Annotated in this window: 17 protein-coding genes and 1 pseudogene; 6 read left to right on the top strand and 12 right to left on the bottom strand. The window is 43.6% G+C overall.

Going from position 1 to position 21,001, the window contains the following annotated elements:
* Positions 1-32 precede the first annotated feature (32 nt).
* The 8 genes from C1T21_RS14850 to leuC all read right to left on the bottom strand — a co-directional run bounded on the left by C1T21_RS14850 (position 33) and on the right by leuC (position 7,878).
* On the bottom strand, positions 33-182 hold the full coding sequence (locus tag C1T21_RS14850; RefSeq protein ID WP_223821911.1) for a hypothetical protein: 150 nt from the start codon (positions 180-182) through the stop codon (positions 33-35).
* A 132-nt stretch (positions 183-314) separates the two neighbouring features.
* Entirely contained in the window at positions 315-587 is a 273-nt protein-coding gene (locus tag C1T21_RS14845) for a hypothetical protein (protein ID WP_013310628.1), read from the bottom strand.
* A 57-nt stretch (positions 588-644) separates the two neighbouring features.
* Complete coding sequence (nth, locus tag C1T21_RS14840; RefSeq protein ID WP_023989081.1) at positions 645-1,319, bottom strand: endonuclease III; 675 nt, start codon at positions 1,317-1,319, stop codon at positions 645-647.
* Between the two features lie 213 nt (positions 1,320-1,532).
* Entirely contained in the window at positions 1,533-2,183 is a 651-nt protein-coding gene (locus tag C1T21_RS14835) for a GerMN domain-containing protein (RefSeq protein WP_103048787.1), read from the bottom strand.
* 45 nt (positions 2,184-2,228) lie between these two features.
* Positions 2,229-3,728, bottom strand: a complete 1,500-nt coding sequence (locus C1T21_RS14830; protein ID WP_103048786.1) for an N-acetylmuramoyl-L-alanine amidase family protein — start codon at positions 3,726-3,728, stop codon at positions 2,229-2,231.
* Positions 3,729-4,022: 294 nt separating this feature from the next.
* A complete protein-coding gene (locus C1T21_RS14825; protein WP_103048785.1) occupies positions 4,023-5,597 on the bottom strand; it encodes an N-acetylmuramoyl-L-alanine amidase in 1,575 nt (524 codons plus the stop codon).
* 233 nt (positions 5,598-5,830) lie between these two features.
* Positions 5,831-6,433 (bottom strand): 3-isopropylmalate dehydratase small subunit, encoded by a 603-nt coding sequence (gene leuD / locus C1T21_RS14820; protein ID WP_103048784.1) that lies wholly within the window; start codon positions 6,431-6,433, stop codon positions 5,831-5,833.
* A 20-nt stretch (positions 6,434-6,453) separates the two neighbouring features.
* Positions 6,454-7,878 (bottom strand): 3-isopropylmalate dehydratase large subunit, encoded by a 1,425-nt coding sequence (gene leuC, locus C1T21_RS14815; RefSeq protein WP_103048783.1) that lies wholly within the window; start codon positions 7,876-7,878, stop codon positions 6,454-6,456.
* Between the two features lie 492 nt (positions 7,879-8,370).
* On the opposite strand from leuC, the gene C1T21_RS14810 reads away from it, so the two are divergent.
* Complete coding sequence (locus tag C1T21_RS14810; protein ID WP_258012462.1) at positions 8,371-9,591, top strand: FAD-binding protein; 1,221 nt, start codon at positions 8,371-8,373, stop codon at positions 9,589-9,591.
* Between the two features lie 655 nt (positions 9,592-10,246).
* On the opposite strand, the gene C1T21_RS14805 is transcribed toward C1T21_RS14810, so the two are convergent.
* The 4 genes and pseudogenes from C1T21_RS14805 to C1T21_RS14790 form a co-directional block, all read right to left on the bottom strand.
* Positions 10,247-11,050 (bottom strand): discoidin domain-containing protein, encoded by an 804-nt coding sequence (locus C1T21_RS14805; protein WP_103048782.1) that lies wholly within the window; start codon positions 11,048-11,050, stop codon positions 10,247-10,249.
* Positions 11,051-11,268: 218 nt separating this feature from the next.
* Positions 11,269-11,534: pseudogene (locus tag C1T21_RS28025) on the bottom strand (NucA/NucB deoxyribonuclease domain-containing protein); the annotation flags it as partial.
* 902 nt (positions 11,535-12,436) lie between these two features.
* The gene (locus C1T21_RS28020) at positions 12,437-12,622 is read right to left on the bottom strand and encodes a hypothetical protein (protein WP_258012461.1); all 186 of its coding nucleotides are present in this window, start codon (positions 12,620-12,622) and stop codon (positions 12,437-12,439) included.
* A 458-nt stretch (positions 12,623-13,080) separates the two neighbouring features.
* Complete coding sequence (locus tag C1T21_RS14790; protein WP_103048781.1) at positions 13,081-14,499, bottom strand: helix-turn-helix transcriptional regulator; 1,419 nt, start codon at positions 14,497-14,499, stop codon at positions 13,081-13,083.
* A gap of 492 nt (positions 14,500-14,991) precedes the next feature.
* On the opposite strand from C1T21_RS14790, the gene C1T21_RS14785 reads away from it, so the two are divergent.
* From C1T21_RS14785 to C1T21_RS14765, 5 genes are all read left to right on the top strand, one after another.
* The gene (locus tag C1T21_RS14785) at positions 14,992-15,417 is read left to right on the top strand and encodes a MaoC family dehydratase (RefSeq protein WP_103048780.1); all 426 of its coding nucleotides are present in this window, start codon (positions 14,992-14,994) and stop codon (positions 15,415-15,417) included.
* 574 nt (positions 15,418-15,991) lie between these two features.
* Positions 15,992-16,474: a DUF2294 domain-containing protein gene (locus C1T21_RS14780; protein WP_258012460.1), complete on the top strand. Its 483-nt coding sequence runs from the start codon at positions 15,992-15,994 to the stop codon at positions 16,472-16,474.
* A gap of 127 nt (positions 16,475-16,601) precedes the next feature.
* Positions 16,602-18,764, top strand: a complete 2,163-nt coding sequence (fdhF, locus tag C1T21_RS14775) for a formate dehydrogenase subunit alpha (protein ID WP_103048779.1) — start codon at positions 16,602-16,604, stop codon at positions 18,762-18,764.
* The gene (locus tag C1T21_RS14770; RefSeq protein ID WP_103048778.1) at positions 18,761-19,411 is read left to right on the top strand and encodes a 4Fe-4S dicluster domain-containing protein; all 651 of its coding nucleotides are present in this window, start codon (positions 18,761-18,763) and stop codon (positions 19,409-19,411) included. Before fdhF ends, C1T21_RS14770 begins: the two co-directional genes overlap by 4 nt.
* Before the next feature lie 32 nt (positions 19,412-19,443).
* Positions 19,444-20,949 (top strand): [FeFe] hydrogenase, group A, encoded by a 1,506-nt coding sequence (locus C1T21_RS14765; RefSeq protein ID WP_258012459.1) that lies wholly within the window; start codon positions 19,444-19,446, stop codon positions 20,947-20,949.
* The last annotated feature ends 52 nt before the right edge of the window (positions 20,950-21,001 follow it).

Here is a 21,001-nt window from a genome sequence, read left to right as displayed (position 1 = left end):
TCTGTCCAAAACGGATCATTAGGAATAAGTAATTAGGCAACCGAATGCATTTCATCAAAGCCCTTAAAAAGCACCGACGAAGCAAGATATGTATACAACGGGTGAGCCTGCTCATCACGTACATTCACCTTTTGGAACATGGGGAACGCGATACCATAATTCAGGGTACAAAATGTATGCACACTTTTTTGGAATAGGCTCTAGCCATATCAGTATGGTCTGCAAGGTTCGTGTATATATGCGCCTTCGGGCTGGTTAAACCAGCCGAGCCGCCTACACCGGAACATGCAACGCATGTCGTCCGCTAATTGAACTTAATTGGCTGCAGTCTCAAGCACTGGCAGCAAAATTTCAAATACTTGACCATGCTGTAAAATCGTAATCCCACGGGATTTGTCCTTCATTACGACTACTTCTGGCTTTTGTGACATACGCTCCAGATAATGTTCAGGTACATCACCGGAATGACTAACCGTGATTCCCTCAAGCTCGCGCTCTTCGTTTTCAGCAAATTCTGTTGTTACAATTTGCTCGAAAATATCAGAGAACGCTTCAAAATTGTCTGTATATACCGAAATGCACTTCATACTCTTCATCCTTTTCTACACATAAATGGTTAAACCCTTTGTTACCTCTGTGGGTCTTTAAGCTCTACGTTCCTTATCTTTTCTGATAAGAGACGTTTTCATACGTTTCTTGCCTTCCCTGCACACATCAAGCAACGGACATACCTGACATTGAGGATTTTGAGCTTTGCAATGGTAGCGTCCGAAAAAAATAAGCCTGTGGTGGGTCAAAGACCATTCATCCCTAGGTACCCTCTTCATCAGCTTTTTTTCCACCTCAAGCACTGAATCATCCCACCCTGCAAAGCCGAGCCGTTTGGAAATACGCTCTACATGCGTATCTACCGCAATAGCTGGTACATTAAAAGCAGTAGATACTACGACGTTAGCCGTCTTGCGGCCGACACCGGGTAGCTTGACCAGTTGATCGTGCTCCGATGGGATCTCTCCTCCGTACTGGTCTATTAAAATACGACAGAGGTTATGAATATGCTTGGCCTTGTTTCGGTACAAGCCGATTCTGCGAATATCCTGCTCTAGTTCCTCAAGAGGAACAGCCAAATAATCCTCAGGTGACTTGTATTTTTGAAACAGGTCTGCCGTTACTTTATTGACCATTTGATCGGAGCATTGAGCAGACAATAACACGGCGATCGTTAATTCAAAAGCATTGTCATGGTTCAACTCACAATGGGCATCCGGAAACATCGTACCGATGGTGTCCAATATATGACGTGCGGTTGCTGCATTCACGGAAATCCTACCTCCTACCAAAAAAAACGTCTTGATACGGGATAGCCCGCATCAAGACGGTCACTCTAAATAATCATCCGGAAAGAAACGAATACTATTTGTGCATGACTGCCTGCATAGGCGAGAAATACACTCCTATATTATCATTATCTGTCACAGATTGCACGTGAAAAGTGTGTAAATCCTCAAGAAATTTTCATACCGTCTGATCGGTTAGCGACTCATGGGATGATCCAAATCTACATGTCCCATTAAGGACTCCAGAGATTGCCCATCTACGAGCAAATCCAGCGTTTTGACTTCCTTGAATTGGAACATCGTTTTCTTCAAGGCATCGATAGCCAATTCCTCGCCGCCAGCTCCCAATCGAGCCTCGTCCGGCAGGGAAATATCAAAAGTCAATGCACCGTTATCCAATTTGATCTTATGCACAGAAATTTTCTCGGACCACAACGGGATTAGAGCAGAATCCCCACTCTTTTGCAGAGCTTCAAACGCTTTTTGCAATTTTTCCAGCTCGCTTGGATAGGTAATTTCCTTTTGCTGTTCTTTCAAGCCGTTCTCTTGAGTATCCGTATAGTACACCGTAATCTGCTGTGTTTGTCGATCTCCTGAATTTTCCGTGTCCGTCTTGGTCTTTGTAGGCTCTGTTGACGGAGATGCAGGTGTTTGACTCGCCCCGTTATTTTCAGCAGATTGAGCCGATGGATCAGGGGCAGTCTGTTCAGGTGTACTATTTTGTGCATTAGAAGTTTGTGTTTCCTGAGATGGAGTCGCAGGAGCCGATGTTTGCTTAGAGGCACACCCTGCACCTGCAATGGCAAACAGTGTCAGCAGACCTGCAATTACGATTTTCTTGTTCATATGTCCCCCTCCTTGCTTGACGTTGACAAGCGATTTGTTGAAGATTTATTTTACGCCGAGATACTCTGTGATTCCATCTGCAATCCCTTGAGCTACCCGATTTTGAAAATCTTCATCAAACAGTGTGGCTTCCTCTTTTGCATTACTCAGATATCCTACTTCAAGCAATACGGCTGGCATAGTCGTTTCCCGAATTACATGGAAATTGCCATAACGAATGCCTCGGTCTGTCAGACCCGTCGCAGGAGCAAAGTACTTATGCATAACGTTAGCGAACGCTTTGCTTGCACTACGCTGGTAATACGTCTCTGTACCGTTAGAAGCTGAGCTACCGCTGCTGTTAGCATGAATGGACACGAACACGTTAGCATTAAGGTTTTCAGCTACTTTTACGCGCTGTTTAAGCTCCAAGAATGTATCATCACTGCGTGTCAGCACAACCTCAAGATTGGGGTTCTGCTTTAATATGCTTTCTACTTTCAGAGCCATAGCCAGGTTGAAGGTCTTTTCATAATTTTTTCTCGAAACACCAACTGCACCTGAATCTTTTGCTCCATGACCAGCATCAATAACAACGACCTTTTTACCATTGCTGTTAGTTGGTGATGTCTGCGTGTCATCCGGCTGTGAGCCATCTGGTAACGTTGCGTCTGGCGTGGTATTCACTGAATCCTTGGAAGCCAAATCGACGATAACACGATTCGATCCATCATTATATGCGGTATAATTCATGGCATGTTTTAAATCAATAACAACGCGCACCGTTGAAGGTTCCTTTTGAAACAAAGCATACCGGATACCGGACACATCCGCTTCATTCTCAATGTCCAACGAACCATTTAAGTTGCTATCCAGCTTTTGCTGGTCTCCAAAATTGTCAGCAAACGCAGTCGCTGGCAAATCCACCACTACCCGATCAGGGCCTGTCATCGTAAACGCTTTCGGCTTGACGGCACTGGCTGTTGTGATAGTTAAACGATTTTGGCTGAAACTGACTCCCTGCACCTGTGTAACACCTGAGTTCGCATTATTGGTTGGTGCAGTAACACTTCCAGTACCTGTACTGTTATTTCCAGACTTGGGAGGTGTAAATTCCCCGTTTCCAGACCCGCTACTGCGGGTATATAATTTTACGGACTTGGAGCTGCTGTCCCATTTTACGTCCAGTCCCATTTGCTCGCCGATAAAACGAAGCGGTACAAGGGCATAATTGGAACGCAGCAGAGGCGAAGCATCCAGACTAATGTCGCTTCCGTTGACAGTCGCCCTCTTACTTCCGATTATCATTCGGATCGAGGTACTGTCTTTCTCAATCGTTATGGTTCGCGCCTGCTGCTTCCATGTCACGTCATATCCCAAATTTTCAGAAATTACGCGTAGCGGGACCATTGTACTTCCGCCAATTACTTGTGCCTTAGCACCACTAGGGACACTTAACTGTTGATCGTCGAGATAGATTTGTGTTCCACTCGAAGCCGCATGTCCATAACCCGGAACCGCCCACATGAAGACAAATAATAACAATAAAAAACCAAATTTCTTCATTCGTCACCCTTCCATTCATAATTTTTTTGCCACATGCTCCGGTGCGGCGACCTGATATACGCGCTTATGTAATATCAGACAACCTTTTAGACGTTATCTCACACCAAAAGTTGCGAATATATTCCATCATAACAGAAATATACGTGCCAAAGAACTATTTTTGTCGAATTCTGACTAAAAATATAGATCATTCGCTTTCCGTCAAAAGTCACAGCCAAAAAAACTAAAAAAGCTACTTTTCACCCCCATGAATTTTCATTAAAAGGTGGAAAGTAGCTTTTATTGTAAACATCCTTAGTTAAGTGATTCAGTTGCTCCTGAGCCTGTTCCGAGATACTCCTTCAACCCATCGACAATACCTTCAGCGATCTTCTCCTGTGTTTCTTCTGTGAACATGGCTGCTTCATTTGATAGATTACTAAGGTAGCCACATTCCAGCAATACAGCGGGCATTTGTGATTTTCTCGTCACCACATGGTTTGCCACCTTAATGCCGTTATCCTTGAACTCGGTTGCCGCTACAAGATGCTTGTGCATGATCGTGGCCAGGCTCAAACTTTCCTGACGTGCATAATAGGTTTCAGAGCCATTGGCTTTTCCGTTATTAGAAGCTAGCATACTATTACCATGAATGGATACAAACACGCTTGCCTGTTGACTATTAGCGAGTTGTGGTCGTTCATCCAGCGTGGGATACGTATCTCCATTGCGAGTCAATACGATTTGAATGTCAGGATCATTTTGCAGAAGCTGCTCGATCTTTAAGGCTACCGCCAATGTAAATTCCTTTTCATGTCGCCCAGTCACACTACCTGCTCCAGGGTCCTTGCCACCATGTCCGGGATCAATGACGACGATTCGTCGTCCTTCGACATTCGTTGGTGTTACCGCTACTGGATTCACACTATGCTCACGCAATTGAAGGGTGATATCGCCTAGGCCATTGGTTGAAAGATCGTAATCACGTGCTTGATTTAAAGCAATGACAATGCGTACGCCCCCATTTTGTCCATCTGTGGGAGCAAATCTAATTTCCTGCACATCCTCACTGTCACTATTCGTCAACGCCCGCGTGCCATCGGTGCGAATCGGGAACGGTTGAAGAAAATCAGTCGCCAGTGAAGCCCGGGGTAAATCTACAACAATACGATCATTCCCCGTCATTTTGGATACTTTAGGGGTAACATCTTTGTTCAGAGAAATCTTTAACATTTCATTCTCAAAAGTAATATTTTGTACAAGCAACGCATTTGCTGTGGTCTGTTCTGTATTTTGCTGCTTGGTTGGTGAAGATGGGGCTTCAGTATGCTTGTCTGCTTCAACTGGATTTATTGTCGTCGCGCTTGCTGAAGACGTTTTATTGGTGCTTGTTGTACTCTGTGTTGACGTTTGCGATGATGGTTGGGATTGAGACTGTTTATTCGCTTGTTGAGTTACAGTCTTTTGAATGAGATTTACGGATTTACTTTTATTATTCCAATCCACTTTTAGCCCCATTTGCTCCCCAACAAAACGCAATGGAACCATGGTCGAGCTCCCCCGAAGCACAGGAGGTGCATCCAGACTAACTATTTTTCCATTCACATCAGCCGATGTACGGCCTACATACATAGACATATCGGTACTATTTTTTTGAATTGAGATTTTATAGGATTGTGGTTCCCACTTGAATTGATATCCAAGCTGCTCCCCAACCACCCTTAGCGGTACCATGATTTTTCCATTGACCATTTCAGGCTTGGCATCTGCAGGCGCTTCCACCCTTTTGCCATCTAAAAACAAATCTGCTCCAGCCGCATTCACATGAGGGGAGGACGGCCACAACCAAATCAAGATAGCCGCTAGTATCACCCAACCATATTTCTTCATCCTCATTCCCCTAACTTAGATATGTATTTTTTGGTATGTCTCACAGACACAGTCCTTCAAACCAATTTACATTTACAATACCATGCTGAGTCGAACCGTCAACCCCTTATTTTCCAATTTATTTTTTGAGCATAATAAAAGCCCGCAGGCAAAAGAATTGCCAGTACGGGCTTTCTGTCTAACAAATGAGCTAGCTATATGACTACGTATCGAAACTGAACTGGGGATTAACCTTATGCACCTTGTTTCGCAGCACGTTTTTGTTCATACGCCAGAATTTCAGATTCATGCTGGAGTGTCAGGCCAATATCGTCCAAGCCTTGTAGCAAGAATTGACGGCGATGTTCATCCAGATCGAATTCAATTTTCAGACCATAGTCGTCAATGATTGTTTTTTCATTCAGGTCGATGTTTAATTGGTAGTTATCATGCTTGGCCGTGCGCTGAAACAATTCCTCTACTTGCTCTTCAGACAGCTTGATCGGCAATATACCGTTTTTGAAACAGTTATTATAGAAGATATCCGCATAAGACGGCGCAATTACGCAACGAAACCCATAGTCCATAATCGCCCACGGCGCATGCTCACGTGAGGAGCCGCAGCCAAAGTTAGCGCGAGAGATCAGCACAGACGCTCCTGCATAACGAGGCTTGTTGGGTTCAAATTCAGGATTGATATTGCCCGCTTCATCAAACCGCCACTCGTAGAACAGAAACTGTCCAAAGCCCGTACGTTCAATTCGTTTCAGAAACTGCTTAGGAATGATAGCATCTGTGTCCACGTTCACCCGATCCACAGGGGCTACAATTCCTTTTAATGTTGTGAAAGCTTCCATCGTAATTCCTCCTCTGTATCCTAGCGGACTACTTCTTCCTGCTTGAATTTCCAATCCCGTACATCAACAAAATGTCCATGAATCGCCGCAGCGGCTGCCATTGCTGGAGATACCAGATGAGTACGTCCTCCGCGTCCCTGACGACCTTCAAAGTTACGATTAGAAGTGGAAGCACAACGCTGTCCCGGTTGCAGTACGTCTGGATTCATCGCAAGACACATACTGCATCCCGCTTCACGCCACTCAAATCCTGCTTCTTTAAAAATGACGTCCAGTCCTTCTTCTTCAGCCTGAATTTTCACACGACCCGAACCTGGTACGACGATGGCCGTTACTTTTTCAGAAACCTTGTAACCTTTGGCAACCTCAGCGGCTGCACGCAAATCTTCAATTCGCCCGTTGGTGCAGGAGCCGATAAACACATAATCAATCGCAATATCCGTGATCGGAGTACCTGGCTTCAAATCCATATATTCAAGCGCTTTTTCAGCCGCTTTACGTTCGTTTTCGGTTGGCAGTTCTGCCGGAATCGGTACGGTTGAGGAAATATCTGTACCCATGCCCGGGCTGGTGCCCCAGGTTACTTGCGGAATCAAAGCATCTACGTCAAACTCCAGCACGACATCAAACTCAGCACCTTCATCTGTAACAAGCTCTTTCCACTCAGCAACCGCTTGCTCAAAAGCAGCTCCTTGTGCTACATGTTGACGTCCACGCAAGTAATTGAAGGTGGTTTCGTCCGGTGCAATCATTCCTGCTCTGGCTCCGCCTTCAATGGACATGTTACACACAGTCATGCGCTCTTCCATGCTCAATTCGCGGATAGATTCACCTGTGTACTCAATAACATAGCCTGTAGCGAAATCTGTACCGTATTTGGCGATGACACCCAAAATCATGTCTTTTGCTGTCACACCAGGTTTGCGGCGGCCTACAAAGCGAACTTCCATCGTTTTGGCTTTGGCTTGCTGGAGACATTGTGTTGCCATTACGTGCTCTACCTCACTGGTTCCGATACCAAAAGCGAGCGCTCCGAACGCCCCGTGTGTGGAGGTATGGCTATCACCACAAACAATCGTTTTGCCCGGATGAGTCAGACCAAGTTCAGGCCCCATAACGTGAACGACACCTTGATCCACCGTATCCAGATCATACAGTGTGACACCGAAATCACGGCAATTTTGAGTTAATGTATCAATCTGCTGCTTGGAAATCGGGTCCGTAATGTTGTAACGGTCCTTAGTCGGTACGTTATGATCCATCGTTGCAAACGTAAGCTCTGGACGACGCACCTGACGTCCGCTAAGACGTAATCCCTCAAACGCCTGCGGCGATGTTACCTCATGTACGAGGTGAAGATCAATGTACAAAATACTCGGCTTTCCCGCTTCCTGATAGATGACATGGTTATCCCAAATTTTCTCGAACATGGTCTTTTTACTCATCATTATTCACCCCTGTGTTTTTCGAACCTAGTGGAGAGAAGCTAACGGCTCTCTCTTGAATGTCAACAATATACCACGGGATGTTTGATTGGTCTAAGATATGATATCTATAGAAGTGATAGGTTAAGGCTATAAGGATGGATAAGGTAGATATAGCCGGTTCTTTGCACTGATTTCTCTATCAGCTCTTAATTAGTAAAAACACTCGACTAAAATTCGAAGATTAAAAAAAGGGGTATACAAACGGATGAATACAATGAACTCTGTCGCCTTTTCTAAGGTACTGCCAGTTATTACATTAAGGATTTGTTTGAATATTCATACTGCGAAAGCTGAGTCAATTATATATCCTCAGATAACGTTGACAATATAAGGAATAAACTTGTACAATTAGGAAAATATTTCATTTAGATTCCATTCTTCGTTCAGGGCTTACTGCTGCTTATTATTTGTCAAAGAACAATATCAAGTACACGATTGTAACAAAAAAGGGTGCACCCGAACAAAGACTCCTTTCTTTCAGCAGCAAATACACGTGTTCCCTCAGAGAATGAAATTAATCATATTATTAATCTTACTATTAATAAATGTGGAGCAGATCGATCCGTAATTGAAGCGCTATATAGGAATTCCAACATAATTATAAATTTCTTCGAAGAATTGGGTATTTCTTATGAGAAAACATCCTTTGGTATCATGCCTGAATGTTTGATTAAATCACATGGGGGAAAGAAATTAATCAATTGTTTGTTACAACATATTGAACAACCGATGTGTAATAAAATTTTGATTCATTTGGAAAAGTACGATCAAGGAATTATCGCAATATTTTATGACACACAGTCAGATCAATTTATCAGAATATATACTAATTATTTGGTATTAGCTACGGGAGGATATGCAGGACAATTCTGTTTCAATGATAATTCGCCGGGTTCAACTGGTGAAACGCTAATCTTAGCTAAAAAAATAGATGCAAGATTAAAGGGAATGTCTACAGTAATGTGTCATCCTTGGTCTATATATAACGGAAGGCAAATTTTATTGGGCGGGGTTGTGTCTTTGAGTCAAGGGAAAATAATAGATGAGGATGGAGTTCAATTATTAAAAGATAAGTATATTTGTGATGCAATTGCTCAAGATGATTACCACGAAATGATTGATGAGATTTTAAAATTCCAACTAGAATGCATCAAACAAAAAAAGGATATGTACTTAGATATGAGCCATGCTGATGAAAATGTATTAAATGAAAAATTCAAAAAATATGGATTTAGTCCTAAGGTAGTTAAAAATAAAAGAATCAAAATTACACCAACGATGCACTATTCTTCAGGAGGAATCGAAATCAATGCTACTGCTGAGGCTATAAACTTAAATCGTGTTTTTGCTACTGGAGAAGCTCAATTTAATGGTGATCTTGGTATAGGAAGAATCCCTGGGCAAGCATTCGCATCGGGGATCGTTTTTGGCAAATTAATTGCTGACAAAATAGCTAATGAAGGTGTTTTCAATACTCAATATCAAACTTCATTTAAAGATCCAACTGAAACGATGCAGCTGTATTCGAAAGAAAATAATGACTTTCCGATCGAAGAGTTTCAAAAAAAGTTGTCAACTCTAATGATGGATTTGATCGCTCCCAATTCACCCGTGTTTTCTCTATCATTCCATAAAAAAAATACAAGAAAGTCAAAATATAATATTAAGTAGAGCAAGAGGATCAGGAAAACGATACGAGGATATTTTAACATTGTTTTTTGGATATTTTGTTGCAATGGAAATTATAGAAGATCTTGAAGCAAAGTCAGGTTTGTTGATTAACCAAAAATAGGATAAAAAGAGTCGCCTTTTCGGCTAATGGTAAGCACAAACCAACCATTCCAAAAGAGGCGACCCTGCCCTTATTTCAGCCGCTTCAACGTGGATTAGGCGTTGTTAAGGGGTTATTACTTTACCTTCGCCTGGAAAGCTGCTGAGGTTCCTTTTGTGTGTCTAAAACGTTGTTTCACTAACTTCTTTAAGGTCGGGAACGGGCCGAACGGCGAACCTTATAGGTTATAGGTTCCTCAGGAACTAATGTGGCTATGCTTAAGAAATTAAATCCCCCGGTGGAGCTTAAGAATCTTTATAAATGAATTAATTTCAAGATGATTACCAGCAAAATGAACAGTGCCAAGACAGCAGCTATCGATGTCCAAACTCTTCCGGTGATTCCCTCGTAGTCTCTTTTCATTTCCCCCACACGTAACGCCTCCTTTGTTTTAGGTACTCCTACTCCATAGGCTATGCGAGGTCTTGATTAAAGGAAGGGCTTCTTAACAAAAAAAGCTCAGCCGACCCATTAAGGTCAGCTGAGCTTTTTGATTTATTTAGTGTATTCACTTATTTCAAACGTAAGGATACGATCAAACAGCATATAATCTTTACGGCTGCTGAATGGACCTTTATTGTTATCGTGCTTGTTAATGGCGTATGAAGCCGATCCAGAACCAGCCTGCTTGCTCTCATACCATGAGATAAAGTCATTGACCTCTTGCATGCTCAAATCAAATTCCTTCTCTAAGCCAGTTGTCATGGTGACTACCAGAATTGCACGATCCCCGTTTGGAGTTGGTTCCTCTGTTCCTGGATTAGGAGTGGAGCTCGATAGCTTAGACATCATCTCTAATTCGCTAAGAGCTAGATACTGACTTCCATTATTGGCTGTAATATTAATTCTATAATCCTTGTATGAATTAGAATTAGAGAAAGTGAATTTTTTGGGAGTGCTATTTACCCATCCAGTGATATTTGACTGAGTGTCTAGCACGTTCCAAGTAATCCCATCATTTGAGCCTTCGAAAGTCCAATTTTTAGGGGCACGGTCAGTTGCCGTTGTCTGTGGATATATAACATATTGCTCAATAACTTCGGGTTTAGGAAAGTCATATCTTAGCCAAGCAGCAGTTGTACTTGATGTCCACGCACTAGCAATAGTAGCAAATTCCTTGTTAAATGCCTCATATGCGTATGAATATTCATTACTTGCGCTTGCTACTCCAGATGGCAAAATGTTAGTTGTCATATGTGGAACTAGATTTTCTGAATACTCTGCTTCGGCTGCAAAAACATTGGATAAGGGAAGAGATAAAAGAACTAAAAATAAAATTGTTATACATGCTTTCTTCATTAAATAATCCTCCAATAGGTTTAATAGAACTAAGAATAATTTAATTGAGGAATTGTGTCTAAACATAAACTTGCTTATCTATAAATATAATCTAAATATTTGCATATTTATTTTTTTAATGGGTATAAAAAAAGACTCTATCGGCTGATAACCAGTAGCGTCTCTCATCCTTATTTCACAATAAAACTCACCTTTGTACCATCATTATACTTATTTAATTAATGACTTACCCAAGATCCTGCTCCCCTGTTGTCACTAAGGGTTATGTATCGGATATCAGCACCTGCGCCACCTTCAGCGCACATCGCCATCGGTCACTCGTCGCGGTCAAATCACTTTTTTGTAGGAACATCTTTTAAAGACTCTTGCGAGTTTCTTCAGCTCCGTCCTGGTCAATAGTACATACGTCAGAATGGCCGACTGCTATAGCATCTTTGATGTGTGCTCCCATTTCTAGATAGCACGAACTCGGAAACTCCAGTGTATACTCAGCTACTGCTTATTGGCTTGCTACCGATGGTCTATTAATATGTGGAATAATTATAAGTTTGAATTTTGTAACGGATGCATCCTGCTAATAATTCGCATGTGGAGTCGGTATAACTAATAGAGATAGAATCGAGCCTATACCCATTTAGGAAGTTCAAGTCCTTATAACCTACTTCTGTAGCTGCATAGTCTTCCCAATCATTTGCCCAAGTTTTAAATTGATTGTTTCTTACATAATTAATGACATGCTCTGTGTAAGCTTGTGCAGTTACAACACCTTTTGGAATTAGCTAGGTCACTACTTGCATTTGCAAGCCTGTTCCTGTGAAAAAAAGAACAAAAAAAATCAGAACACCTACTGCACACAATAACTTTCTCATGACTTTCATAGCAGCAACTCCTCCTGTATTGTATCAAAGAAAGTTAAGCACTAATACACGCTTATTATATTCTTCATTACATGAAAAAGCTGTCGCATTAAGGTGCCGCATTTTATGTATTACGTACATCTATAATCCAGCCGAGCCCATCTTTACATCTACTCTAAATTCAAACTGCTCGATAATAAAGAAATTCCCACAAACCAATTAAGAGACTAATTCCCTTGCTATCTTGAACGACGCATCATCCCCCCCACCCAATAACGTCGTTTATCTAGGACAAGTTAGATGTCTCCTGGCTGTGAACCAGCTACTCCCCATGTTTCCCCATTAACTTTATAATCGCTGCCTCTCCACTGAAGTATGTAGTCTCCAGAACGCAAACCGTCACTGAAACCTTGGTCAGTAGATTTCCAAGTCACTGTGTCGTGAGGAGCAATTACTACACCTTCAATATATAGTTTGTTTGAACCGCTGTGAGTTAAACTTACCTTTACAGGATGATCAGAATGATTCTTCATACGAAGTTTAACATGACCCATCCTTTAGGGACATTAAAGGATTCTCCTACAGTTGCGCTTCCACCCGATCTATGAGAAATTATGGTGTTTTCGCTAGTTGTACTTGCTGAAGCTGAAGCAACCCCTACCGTAGTTGCTATAGCTAAAGATAAAATCGAGAAAAGAAATATTCTTTTCTTCATAATTTCCCCTCCTATTTTTTGATTTGGTCTACCTGAAAGAGACTTCCGACTACAATCTGGTATTTCCTTTCATATCTACTTTAAATTCAAACTACTTACGAAAGAAATAAGATCCGTTAATCTTGATGGCTTCCGGGGTAATCTTCTCCACTGCGCCACCGTAGTCCACAATATCTATCTAATCCTCACCCAACGACTGAACGACATATACTCTTACCTGGCTTAATGCAGCTACAAACAGTCCTATATCCGACTTTTACACTGTATATGTATAGTTTATGCTGATCACATCAAGATAGTTATTCGGTGAATTCTGTGGTAATTCCTGCACTGAAAAAAGCTCTGCTAACCTCATGGTCAGCAGAGCTTTTCTTTTGCTTTAGAATCCCCCTATTTGTACAAGGGTCTGAATAAGCTGTTCATGATTGTGAGCGGGTACAGTTATAAAAAACAAAAAGCTACTCGCAACGATTAACAATGCCATTTTTTTCAACATTACTTAACCACACCTTTTCAATTAGATTGGAGAACTCTGTTTTGATTTCAGGAGTCGCATGGACTTGAAAACGCATAAACAGACCAATACAATTTATAAAATTTGTTTCATTAGTTATTATATGTGACTTTGCCATTGCATACATCAAGTATTTAAAGCCATCACTGTATTTCACCCGATGTAAATAATAATGAGCCATTTCGTAAGCAAACCATGCGAAATAGTCTGGTATTACTTGTTGGGTATATATATCAGATGATGTTGGGAGTTGAGCAAAAGAATTAATATTCGTTTCAAAACGTGAAAGGACATCATCCACATCTATTTCATATCGGTTAGCCGCTATCATAACGTTCAACAGCTTTGAGAGTTTCTCATTTTCGTTAGCGGTTGATGTTGCCGCTATATATTCAACATAGTCTGGCAGCACGCTAACATCTCCAGACAGGAGTTTATTGACGTACGTGTTACCTTCTGCCCACTGACTGAACAAGTTTACCCAGTGTTGAGTATCTTCATCAGTCTCTTTGACCCAATCTAAATTCGCATAGGCGTATGTATATAGTAGAGCTTGTTGATAATCGCCTTGGGCTTCACAAACACTAGCACACAACAAATCGGCGTAAGCAATGTATCCAAATAACGGATTTCTGGTTTCCTTTTCATGCTCCCTGTTCTTTCGATTCTTCTGCTGATGCTTTATGGAATATTGTACTTTAGCTTTCCCTCTCATTTGCCTTGCCATTTCCTCAACCTTGTCCCACTTACGCAAAGACCTGTACACGTTCGCCAAATCCTTCAATGCGTCAAGTTGGTCCATTTCATCCAGACGTTCAATGTAAGGCTCAAACAACGTAGCTGCCTTGAGATTGCGGCTTTGATCGTCACCAACCTGAATCGTGAACATTCGATACTGACAGATCGCCAATCGTTCAGAATGTTGGTACTTCTCCGTTTCAGCTACCCCCTCATAGAACAGCAACGCAGCATCATGTCGTCCCTGTGCTAATAGCACTTCTGCCATATCAAATAGTTTAGGCGAATAGAGTAGGTTGTCCATAATGGTTCCTACCACTCGACGGATCGCATCCAGCTTGTCCAATTCCGCACAACGATACAAAAATGGCTCTATTCGTCTCATATTCGGGGGGGTGTCGATGATGTAGTTTTCTATAAATAGGTCGTAAAAGTAGCCTTCTGGTAAACCCATAGCCTCGGTAATGCGATCTATCTGGTTAACAGACATAGATTTATTGCCTGACACTATGCTACTTACTATCCCCCTATTCATGCCCGCTATATGCCCAAACTCCATCATGCTCAAACCTTCTTGTTTTAGATATTGTTCCAATTCTGCTCTAATCGTGGGTGTAACTTTCATAGATAAACCACCCTCCATACAGAAGTACCAATATTTATATATTATTGCATTCTATTGTTGTCCATAATTTAACAGTTGTCAATAATTTTTATTTATTTGCATCGAATGTCGAAGTATATAAAATAAGCAGTTCCAAAGAGTCACTCTGCATTGAAGTCAAATAACCCCGCCACTGTTACCGGTGAGACTTATGTTAATGGAAATATAATCCTTCAAAAAGCAGACACTTACATTGATCTGACTGTACAAAAGTACGGAGGGTTACTTGCTGAGTGGGACTACAAAAATCCGCTGAATTATCAGAGGCTTTTCATACTTGTATCTTAAATTCATTTGCTGCTATAACGCTACGAGTTTTAAAGGGAAATATTGTTCGGTGAATATAAAGTTGTAGACGGACAATACGTCATTAAGCTAACGGGCAGTTTAACTTGATTGGTGATATTATGCTACTCTATAAATAAGCAAATAATTTAATCAAGAGGTGTAATAATGCGGTTTCATGAATTTTATATCGGACAAGTATTTAAAACCAAGTCTTTAAAATTAACTAAAGAGGATATTACCAGATTTGCAAGGGAGTTTGACCCGCAATATATGCATTTAGATGAAGAGAAAGCATTACAAGGCAGGTTTAATGGAATTATCGCTTCAGGAATTCAAACATTAGCTGTTTCTTTTAAGCTTTGGGTTGAAACAGGCAGTTACGGTGATGAGGTTATTGCTGGAACTGCTATGAATAATATTAAATTTATTAAACCAGTATATTCAGGCGACGAATTGTACACCATTGTTGAAGTGATTGGAGTAAAAGAGAAAAGGAATGGGACAGGACTCGTTACTGTATTGCTGTCGACTTTCAACAACAAAGAGGAGCAAGTTTTTGAAGGCGATTTATCCGTTCTGGTTAAACAGTAAAGTTTCATAAAAAATCAATTACAGATTTGAAGAGGTCCATGCATTTTAGCACGGACCTCTTCTCTTTATTCTAACGTGGCTTGACTTGCGGCTTCATGTTCAGCCACACGTTGCAGTAATTCCTTCTAAGCCTTCATTTGGCGACCTTGACGTTGCCCTTCTCCAACTGAATTTCGCATAGATTCTACATCTTGAACCCGTACTTTACCACCATTTTAAATAACATATCCATGCCTTCTGGTGTTCGACTAGCATTTCCGTCCAATGTAATAATAAATTGATATTGCAAATCATATAAATGAATAATTTACTATAAATCTCTGAGATTCGCACTGTGCTATTTCAGTATAGAGGGCTTTGAGAATGCCATTTACTAATCTCAGCCCATAGTATGTCATTCAATTGCTTTTGTATTGGAGCTGTACAAACAACACGACGGAATGAGAAGCATCATACAAACCATAGAGGTATAGCTACTTCAAGAGCGGTCTAATCCATGTAAATTTTTGGTTCAGTGTAATGAATTTCACATCTTTCCGGGTCAACCTGTTCTACCATAGAAGGGTGATACGCCGTGCTGGGCAGACCACTTTGGTCGGGACGGTTACGTCTTATTCTAAAACCAGCTACACAGGCTGCCTGGCATGCGCGGCAAGTACGCCTTTATTTTGATTCGAAGCGGAGTGTCCAGATGTTGAATACCGAATTGGAATACCGTGAGCGCATCAGGAAGTTGGCCGTATGTATTGTCAAGCACTACCGTGGAAAAGGACCGGACAACGTCAAGGTTTCACTGGATTCGCCGCTCCGGATTACGGTAGAAATTCGAGGTACATTGTCTAATTTGTCCGAAATTCTCGTTCATGAAGGGGCCGAGGACAAGGTCAGGGAATATTGGAACGTCCTTCGTCCCTATCTGGAAAAGGAGTTTATGAACGAAGCCGAAAAAACACTCGGCAGTCCCTTCACTTATACTTGGGAGGTCTGCCCCTCCGTCCATGGAGACGGACACATTATCATTACTCTAGAACTACAACACATACACCGGTTGGATTAGCGGGAAGGAGCTTGTCTCCTCGCTCGCGGATAAGCCAGTACAGGATGCAGCGTAAAGCGGCATTTTTGTATTGGCTTTTTTTATGTTACGAGTTTCATCTATTTCATATAAAAGAGGTGCTGCACTTATGGCAGACAAGGTATTGACCGTATGTCCCTACTGTGGGAGCGGTTGTCAGCTTCATTTGCTGGTGGAAAAAGGACAGGTAATTGGCGCAGAGCCGGCTGGTGGTCGTACGAATGAAGGAACGTTGTGTCTGAAAGGACACTATGGATGGGATTTTTTGAATGACCCGCAAATTCTGACTGCACGCTTGCGCAAGCCCATGATTCGCAAAAATGGAGTTATGGAGGAAGTGGAGTGGAAGGAAGCCATTCAATATACTGCCGAACGGCTGTCAGCAATTAAGGAAAAATACGGACCCGACTCCATTATGGGAACGGGCTCCGCACGCGGTCCGGGAAATGAAGCCAATTATGTCATGCAAAAGTTCATGCGGGCGGTCATTGGCACGAACAATATTGACCATTGCGCTCGTGTATGCCACGGCCCTTCTGTGGCAGGTTTGACTTACTCGCTCGGTGATGGAGCTATGTCCAACTCTATTCCTGAAATTGAACACTCTGATCTCATTTTCGTGTTTGGATATAATGCACCCGAAACACATCCGATCGTCGCAAGACGCATTGTAGCTGCCAAGCAAAGAGGCGCCAAAATTATTGTATGCGATCCGCGAATGACCGAAACAGCTCGTATTTCGAATATGTGGCTACCCTTAAAGGGCGGTTCAAACATGGCTTTGGTGAACGCTTTTGGTCATGTACTTGTGCATGAAGGACTGTACGACAAACGATATGTGGAAGCAAACACAGAAGGCTTTGCCGAATACGTAGACAGCATTAAAAAATATACTCCCGAATATGCGGAAGGCATTACGGGGGTCAAGGCGGCCGATATCCGGGCGGCTATGAGGGAATATGCAAAGGCCCCTACCGCTACAATTTTGTACGGAATGGGCGTATGTCAATTTTCACAGGCCGTTGATGTGGTAAAGGGGCTCGCTTCCCTTGCATTGTTGACCGGAAATCTGGGCAAGCCGAATGTGGGTATCGGACCAGTACGGGGACAAAACAATGTACAGGGTTCCTGCGACATGGGTGCTTTGCCGAATGTGTATCCCGGCTATCAGGATGTAACAGACAACACAGTCCGCAAAAAGTTTGAAAAAGCATGGGGTGTTGAGCTGCCGCGTAAAAAAGGCTATCCACTTACAGAGGTACCGCACCTCATCCTGAAGGAGAACAAGCTGAAAGCTTATTACATTTTCGGAGAGGACCCTGTACAAAGTGATCCGAACGCCGCCGAGTTGCGTGAAGCCCTAGACCAATTGGAATTTGTCGTGGTTCAGGATATTTTCATGAACAAAACAGCGCTGCACGCCGATGTCATCCTCCCTTCTACTGCCTGGGGCGAGCATGACGGTGTATATTCTTCGGCAGATCGGGGCTTTCAGCGCATCCGTAAAGCCGTTGAGCCACAGGGTGATGTTAAGCCAGACTGGGCCATTATTAGCGAGGTTGCTACCGCCATGGGCTATCCTATGTCTTATGCAAACACAGAGGAAATTTGGGATGAAATGCGCAGCCTCAGCCCATTATTCGCGGGTGCCAGCTACCAAAAGATGGAGCAGCAAGGCGGAGTTCAATGGCCTTGCCCTACCGAGGATCATCCAGGTACACCGTATTTGTATAAAGGAAATCAATTTTCGACACCTAGTGGCAAAGGCAGATTATTCGCCTGCGAATGGCGTCCGCCACAAGAACAACCGGATGCAAAATACCCGCTTGTCTTGTCCACAGTCCGTGAGGTAGGTCACTATTCCGTGCGTACCATGACTGGCAATTGCCGCGCGCTGCGCCAGTTGTCTGATGAGCCTGGCTTTATTCAGATTAGCCCGGAAGACGGAGCAGATCTGAATATTCTGGATGGCGAAATTGTTGCCATATCCTCTCGCCGGGGACGCATCATGGCACGGGCACAAATCAGTGACCGTGTGCAACAAGGTGCGACCTACATGACCTATCACTGGTGGGTTGGAGCATGCAACGAGCTGACCGCTGATTTTCTCGATCCGGTATCCAAAACCCCGGAATTAAAATACTGTGCCATCCGTCTGGAACGGATCGCCGACCAAGCGCAGGCCGAACGTGATGTACATGAATCGTACCAACGGATTCGCAGACAGATGAACGTCCAGGAAGCTGTTTTGGCTGATAAGGTGACGAGATGAGCGGCACAGGGAATATGATGCACCGCCTGACAGATAACCGGTCAGCTTCGACGAGTAGAATGGGAGCAGCCAGTAGAACAAGCGCTGTTGCTTCTTCTTTTGTAGTCGCAGACGCCGGACAGTGCATCGGTTGCAAAGCCTGTGAACTGGCGTGCTTCGCCGTTCACAGTCAGGCTAACGGCATAGGAGCTTCGGTCGGAACCGTCAGCGTACCTGTTGTACCCAAGGTGTATGTTGTACGTACAGGGGATATGTATGTGCCGGTGCAATGCCGGCATTGCGAAAATGCCCCCTGCGCGCATGCCTGTCCGGTGCAAGCCATTCGTCAGGAGGACGGCGTCGTCATGATTGATGAGGAACGATGTATCGGCTGTACCTCCTGTGTTTTGGCCTGCCCCTTCGGGGCAATTGAGGTGTCTCCGGTCTACCGGGCAGGACACGTTGTAACGCAGTCCGGCCTGACTCACCGTGCAAATCGAGTCGCCCTTCCCCGCACCGCGGCAAGCAAATGCGATCTGTGCGCGGAAACAGAGAACGGACAGCCTGCATGTGTAGAGGCCTGCCCGAATCATGTCCTACGGCTGGCCAAAGGTATATCCGACTCACCTCCAGAGCCTCGGCGGGAAGTCTTTTTCCCACGCCTATAAGGTCAAAATCAGCCGCAGAAAGGTAGAAAAACATGTCAACCACAATAGACAAGATCTCTTCACCTCCTTGTATGAAGACGACTGATTGCACAGACCCTGTCATTCATATTGACCCTACGCTCTGCACGGGATGCAGACGTTGTGCTGGGGTTTGTCCAGTAGATGCCATAGAGGGACTGCCCGGAGAACCGCAAACCGTAAATGCAGACCGATGTGTTATTTGCGGTCAATGTGTACAAATATGTAGCGTATACGCATCTGACTGGGCAGGTTCATCTCCACAGGAAGGCGCCGCTAGACGGCTGGAACGTATACATGAACGCGATATGCCTGCCGACATCAGAGAGCCGCTATTCGCTGCCTATTATAGCTACAACTTGAATAAGGTAACCGATATGATGACCAAACCTGGACAGTTTCGGATCGTCCAATGTGCTCCAGCCATTCGTGTTTCACTCGCGGAGGAATTCGGAATGCCGTTCGGCACTTTGACGCCTGGGAAAATGGCTGCTGCTTTGCGCCGCCTTGGCTTCGACCGGGTATACGACACCAACTTTGGAGCTGACGTGACCATCATGGAGGAAGGCACTGAATTAATTCGTCGCGTGACCGAAGGCGGTCCCTTACCCATGTTCACATCCTGCTGTCCAGCATGGGTCCGATTTGCAGAAATAGAATATCCCGATCTGCTAGACCATCTATCCAGCTGCAAATCTCCGATGCAAATGTTAGGAGCGCTAATCAAATCTTATGGCGCACAACTGGACGAGGTGGAACCTGCGAATATATACAGCGTTGCCATCATGCCTTGTACCTGTAAACAATTTGAGTGCGATCGTCCCGAAATGGAATCTGACGGTTTCCGTGATGTGGATGAGGTACTGACCACGCGTGAACTTGCATACTGGATCAAGCAGCGCGGAATTGATTTTGCGAACCTGCCTGATGAAGAATTCGATTCACCGTTAGGACAATATTCAGGTGCAGGCTCCATTTTTGGAGTCACCGGAGGAGTCATGGAAGCTGCCATCCGTACAGGTTACGAGCTGCTGACGAATGAAAAACTGCCGAAACTCCAGCTCGATTTTGTACGTGGTGAGGAAGGCATTCGAGTAGCTGAGGTTCAGGTAGGCAAGCTGCAGCTCAAGGTAGCGGTCGTCGCCGGGCTACAACATGCCTATCAGCTACTGGATCGTGTCCAGGCGGGCGAATGTGATTATCATTTTATTGAGGTGATGGGCTGCCCTGCTGGATGTATCAGCGGAGGGGGACAACCCAAGCTCATGTTAGAAAAGCAACGAATTGAAGCTTATCGGGCACGTAAATCTTCCATCTATGGACATGATGCTGCACACCAGGTACGAAAATCGCATGAGAACCCTCACATCATCAAACTTTATGATGAATTTCTAGGTGAGCCGCTGGGTCATGTGTCGCATCATCTGCTGCACACGACCTTCCAACAACGGGGGCCTGGCAAGCAAAGCCGCAGTAGCACTATTTCCACCAAAGGGGATACGGGTTACTCCATTCATTAATACGTTAAGTTATTTTTATGCTATATACATTATATTTGTCGTTAGTTAGAGA

The organism is Paenibacillus sp. F4 (genome assembly GCF_002894905.1).
Classification (GTDB): domain Bacteria; phylum Bacillota; class Bacilli; order Paenibacillales; family Paenibacillaceae; genus Paenibacillus; species Paenibacillus polymyxa_B.
This window is presented reverse-complemented; position numbering and strand designations above follow the sequence as displayed.

Coding starts and splice junctions, on each gene's coding strand:
- C1T21_RS14845 (WP_013310628.1), bottom strand. CDS start 587: ATGAAGTGCATTTCGGTATATACAGACAATTTTGAAGCGTTCTCTGAT.
- C1T21_RS14835 (WP_103048787.1), bottom strand. CDS start 2,183: ATGAACAAGAAAATCGTAATTGCAGGTCTGCTGACACTGTTTGCCATT.
- C1T21_RS14830 (WP_103048786.1), bottom strand. CDS start 3,728: ATGAAGAAATTTGGTTTTTTATTGTTATTATTTGTCTTCATGTGGGCG.
- C1T21_RS14825 (WP_103048785.1), bottom strand. CDS start 5,597: ATGAAGAAATATGGTTGGGTGATACTAGCGGCTATCTTGATTTGGTTG.
- leuD (WP_103048784.1), bottom strand. CDS start 6,433: ATGGAAGCTTTCACAACATTAAAAGGAATTGTAGCCCCTGTGGATCGG.
- leuC (WP_103048783.1), bottom strand. CDS start 7,878: ATGAGTAAAAAGACCATGTTCGAGAAAATTTGGGATAACCATGTCATC.
- C1T21_RS14805 (WP_103048782.1), bottom strand. CDS start 11,050: ATGAAGAAAGCATGTATAACAATTTTATTTTTAGTTCTTTTATCTCTT.
- C1T21_RS28020 (WP_258012461.1), bottom strand. CDS start 12,622: ATGAAGAAAAGAATATTTCTTTTCTCGATTTTATCTTTAGCTATAGCA.
- C1T21_RS14790 (WP_103048781.1), bottom strand. CDS start 14,499: ATGAAAGTTACACCCACGATTAGAGCAGAATTGGAACAATATCTAAAA.
- C1T21_RS14785 (WP_103048780.1), top strand. CDS start 14,992: ATGCGGTTTCATGAATTTTATATCGGACAAGTATTTAAAACCAAGTCT.
- fdhF (WP_103048779.1), top strand. CDS start 16,602: ATGGCAGACAAGGTATTGACCGTATGTCCCTACTGTGGGAGCGGTTGT.
- C1T21_RS14770 (WP_103048778.1), top strand. CDS start 18,761: ATGAGCGGCACAGGGAATATGATGCACCGCCTGACAGATAACCGGTCA.
- C1T21_RS14765 (WP_258012459.1), top strand. CDS start 19,444: ATGTCAACCACAATAGACAAGATCTCTTCACCTCCTTGTATGAAGACG.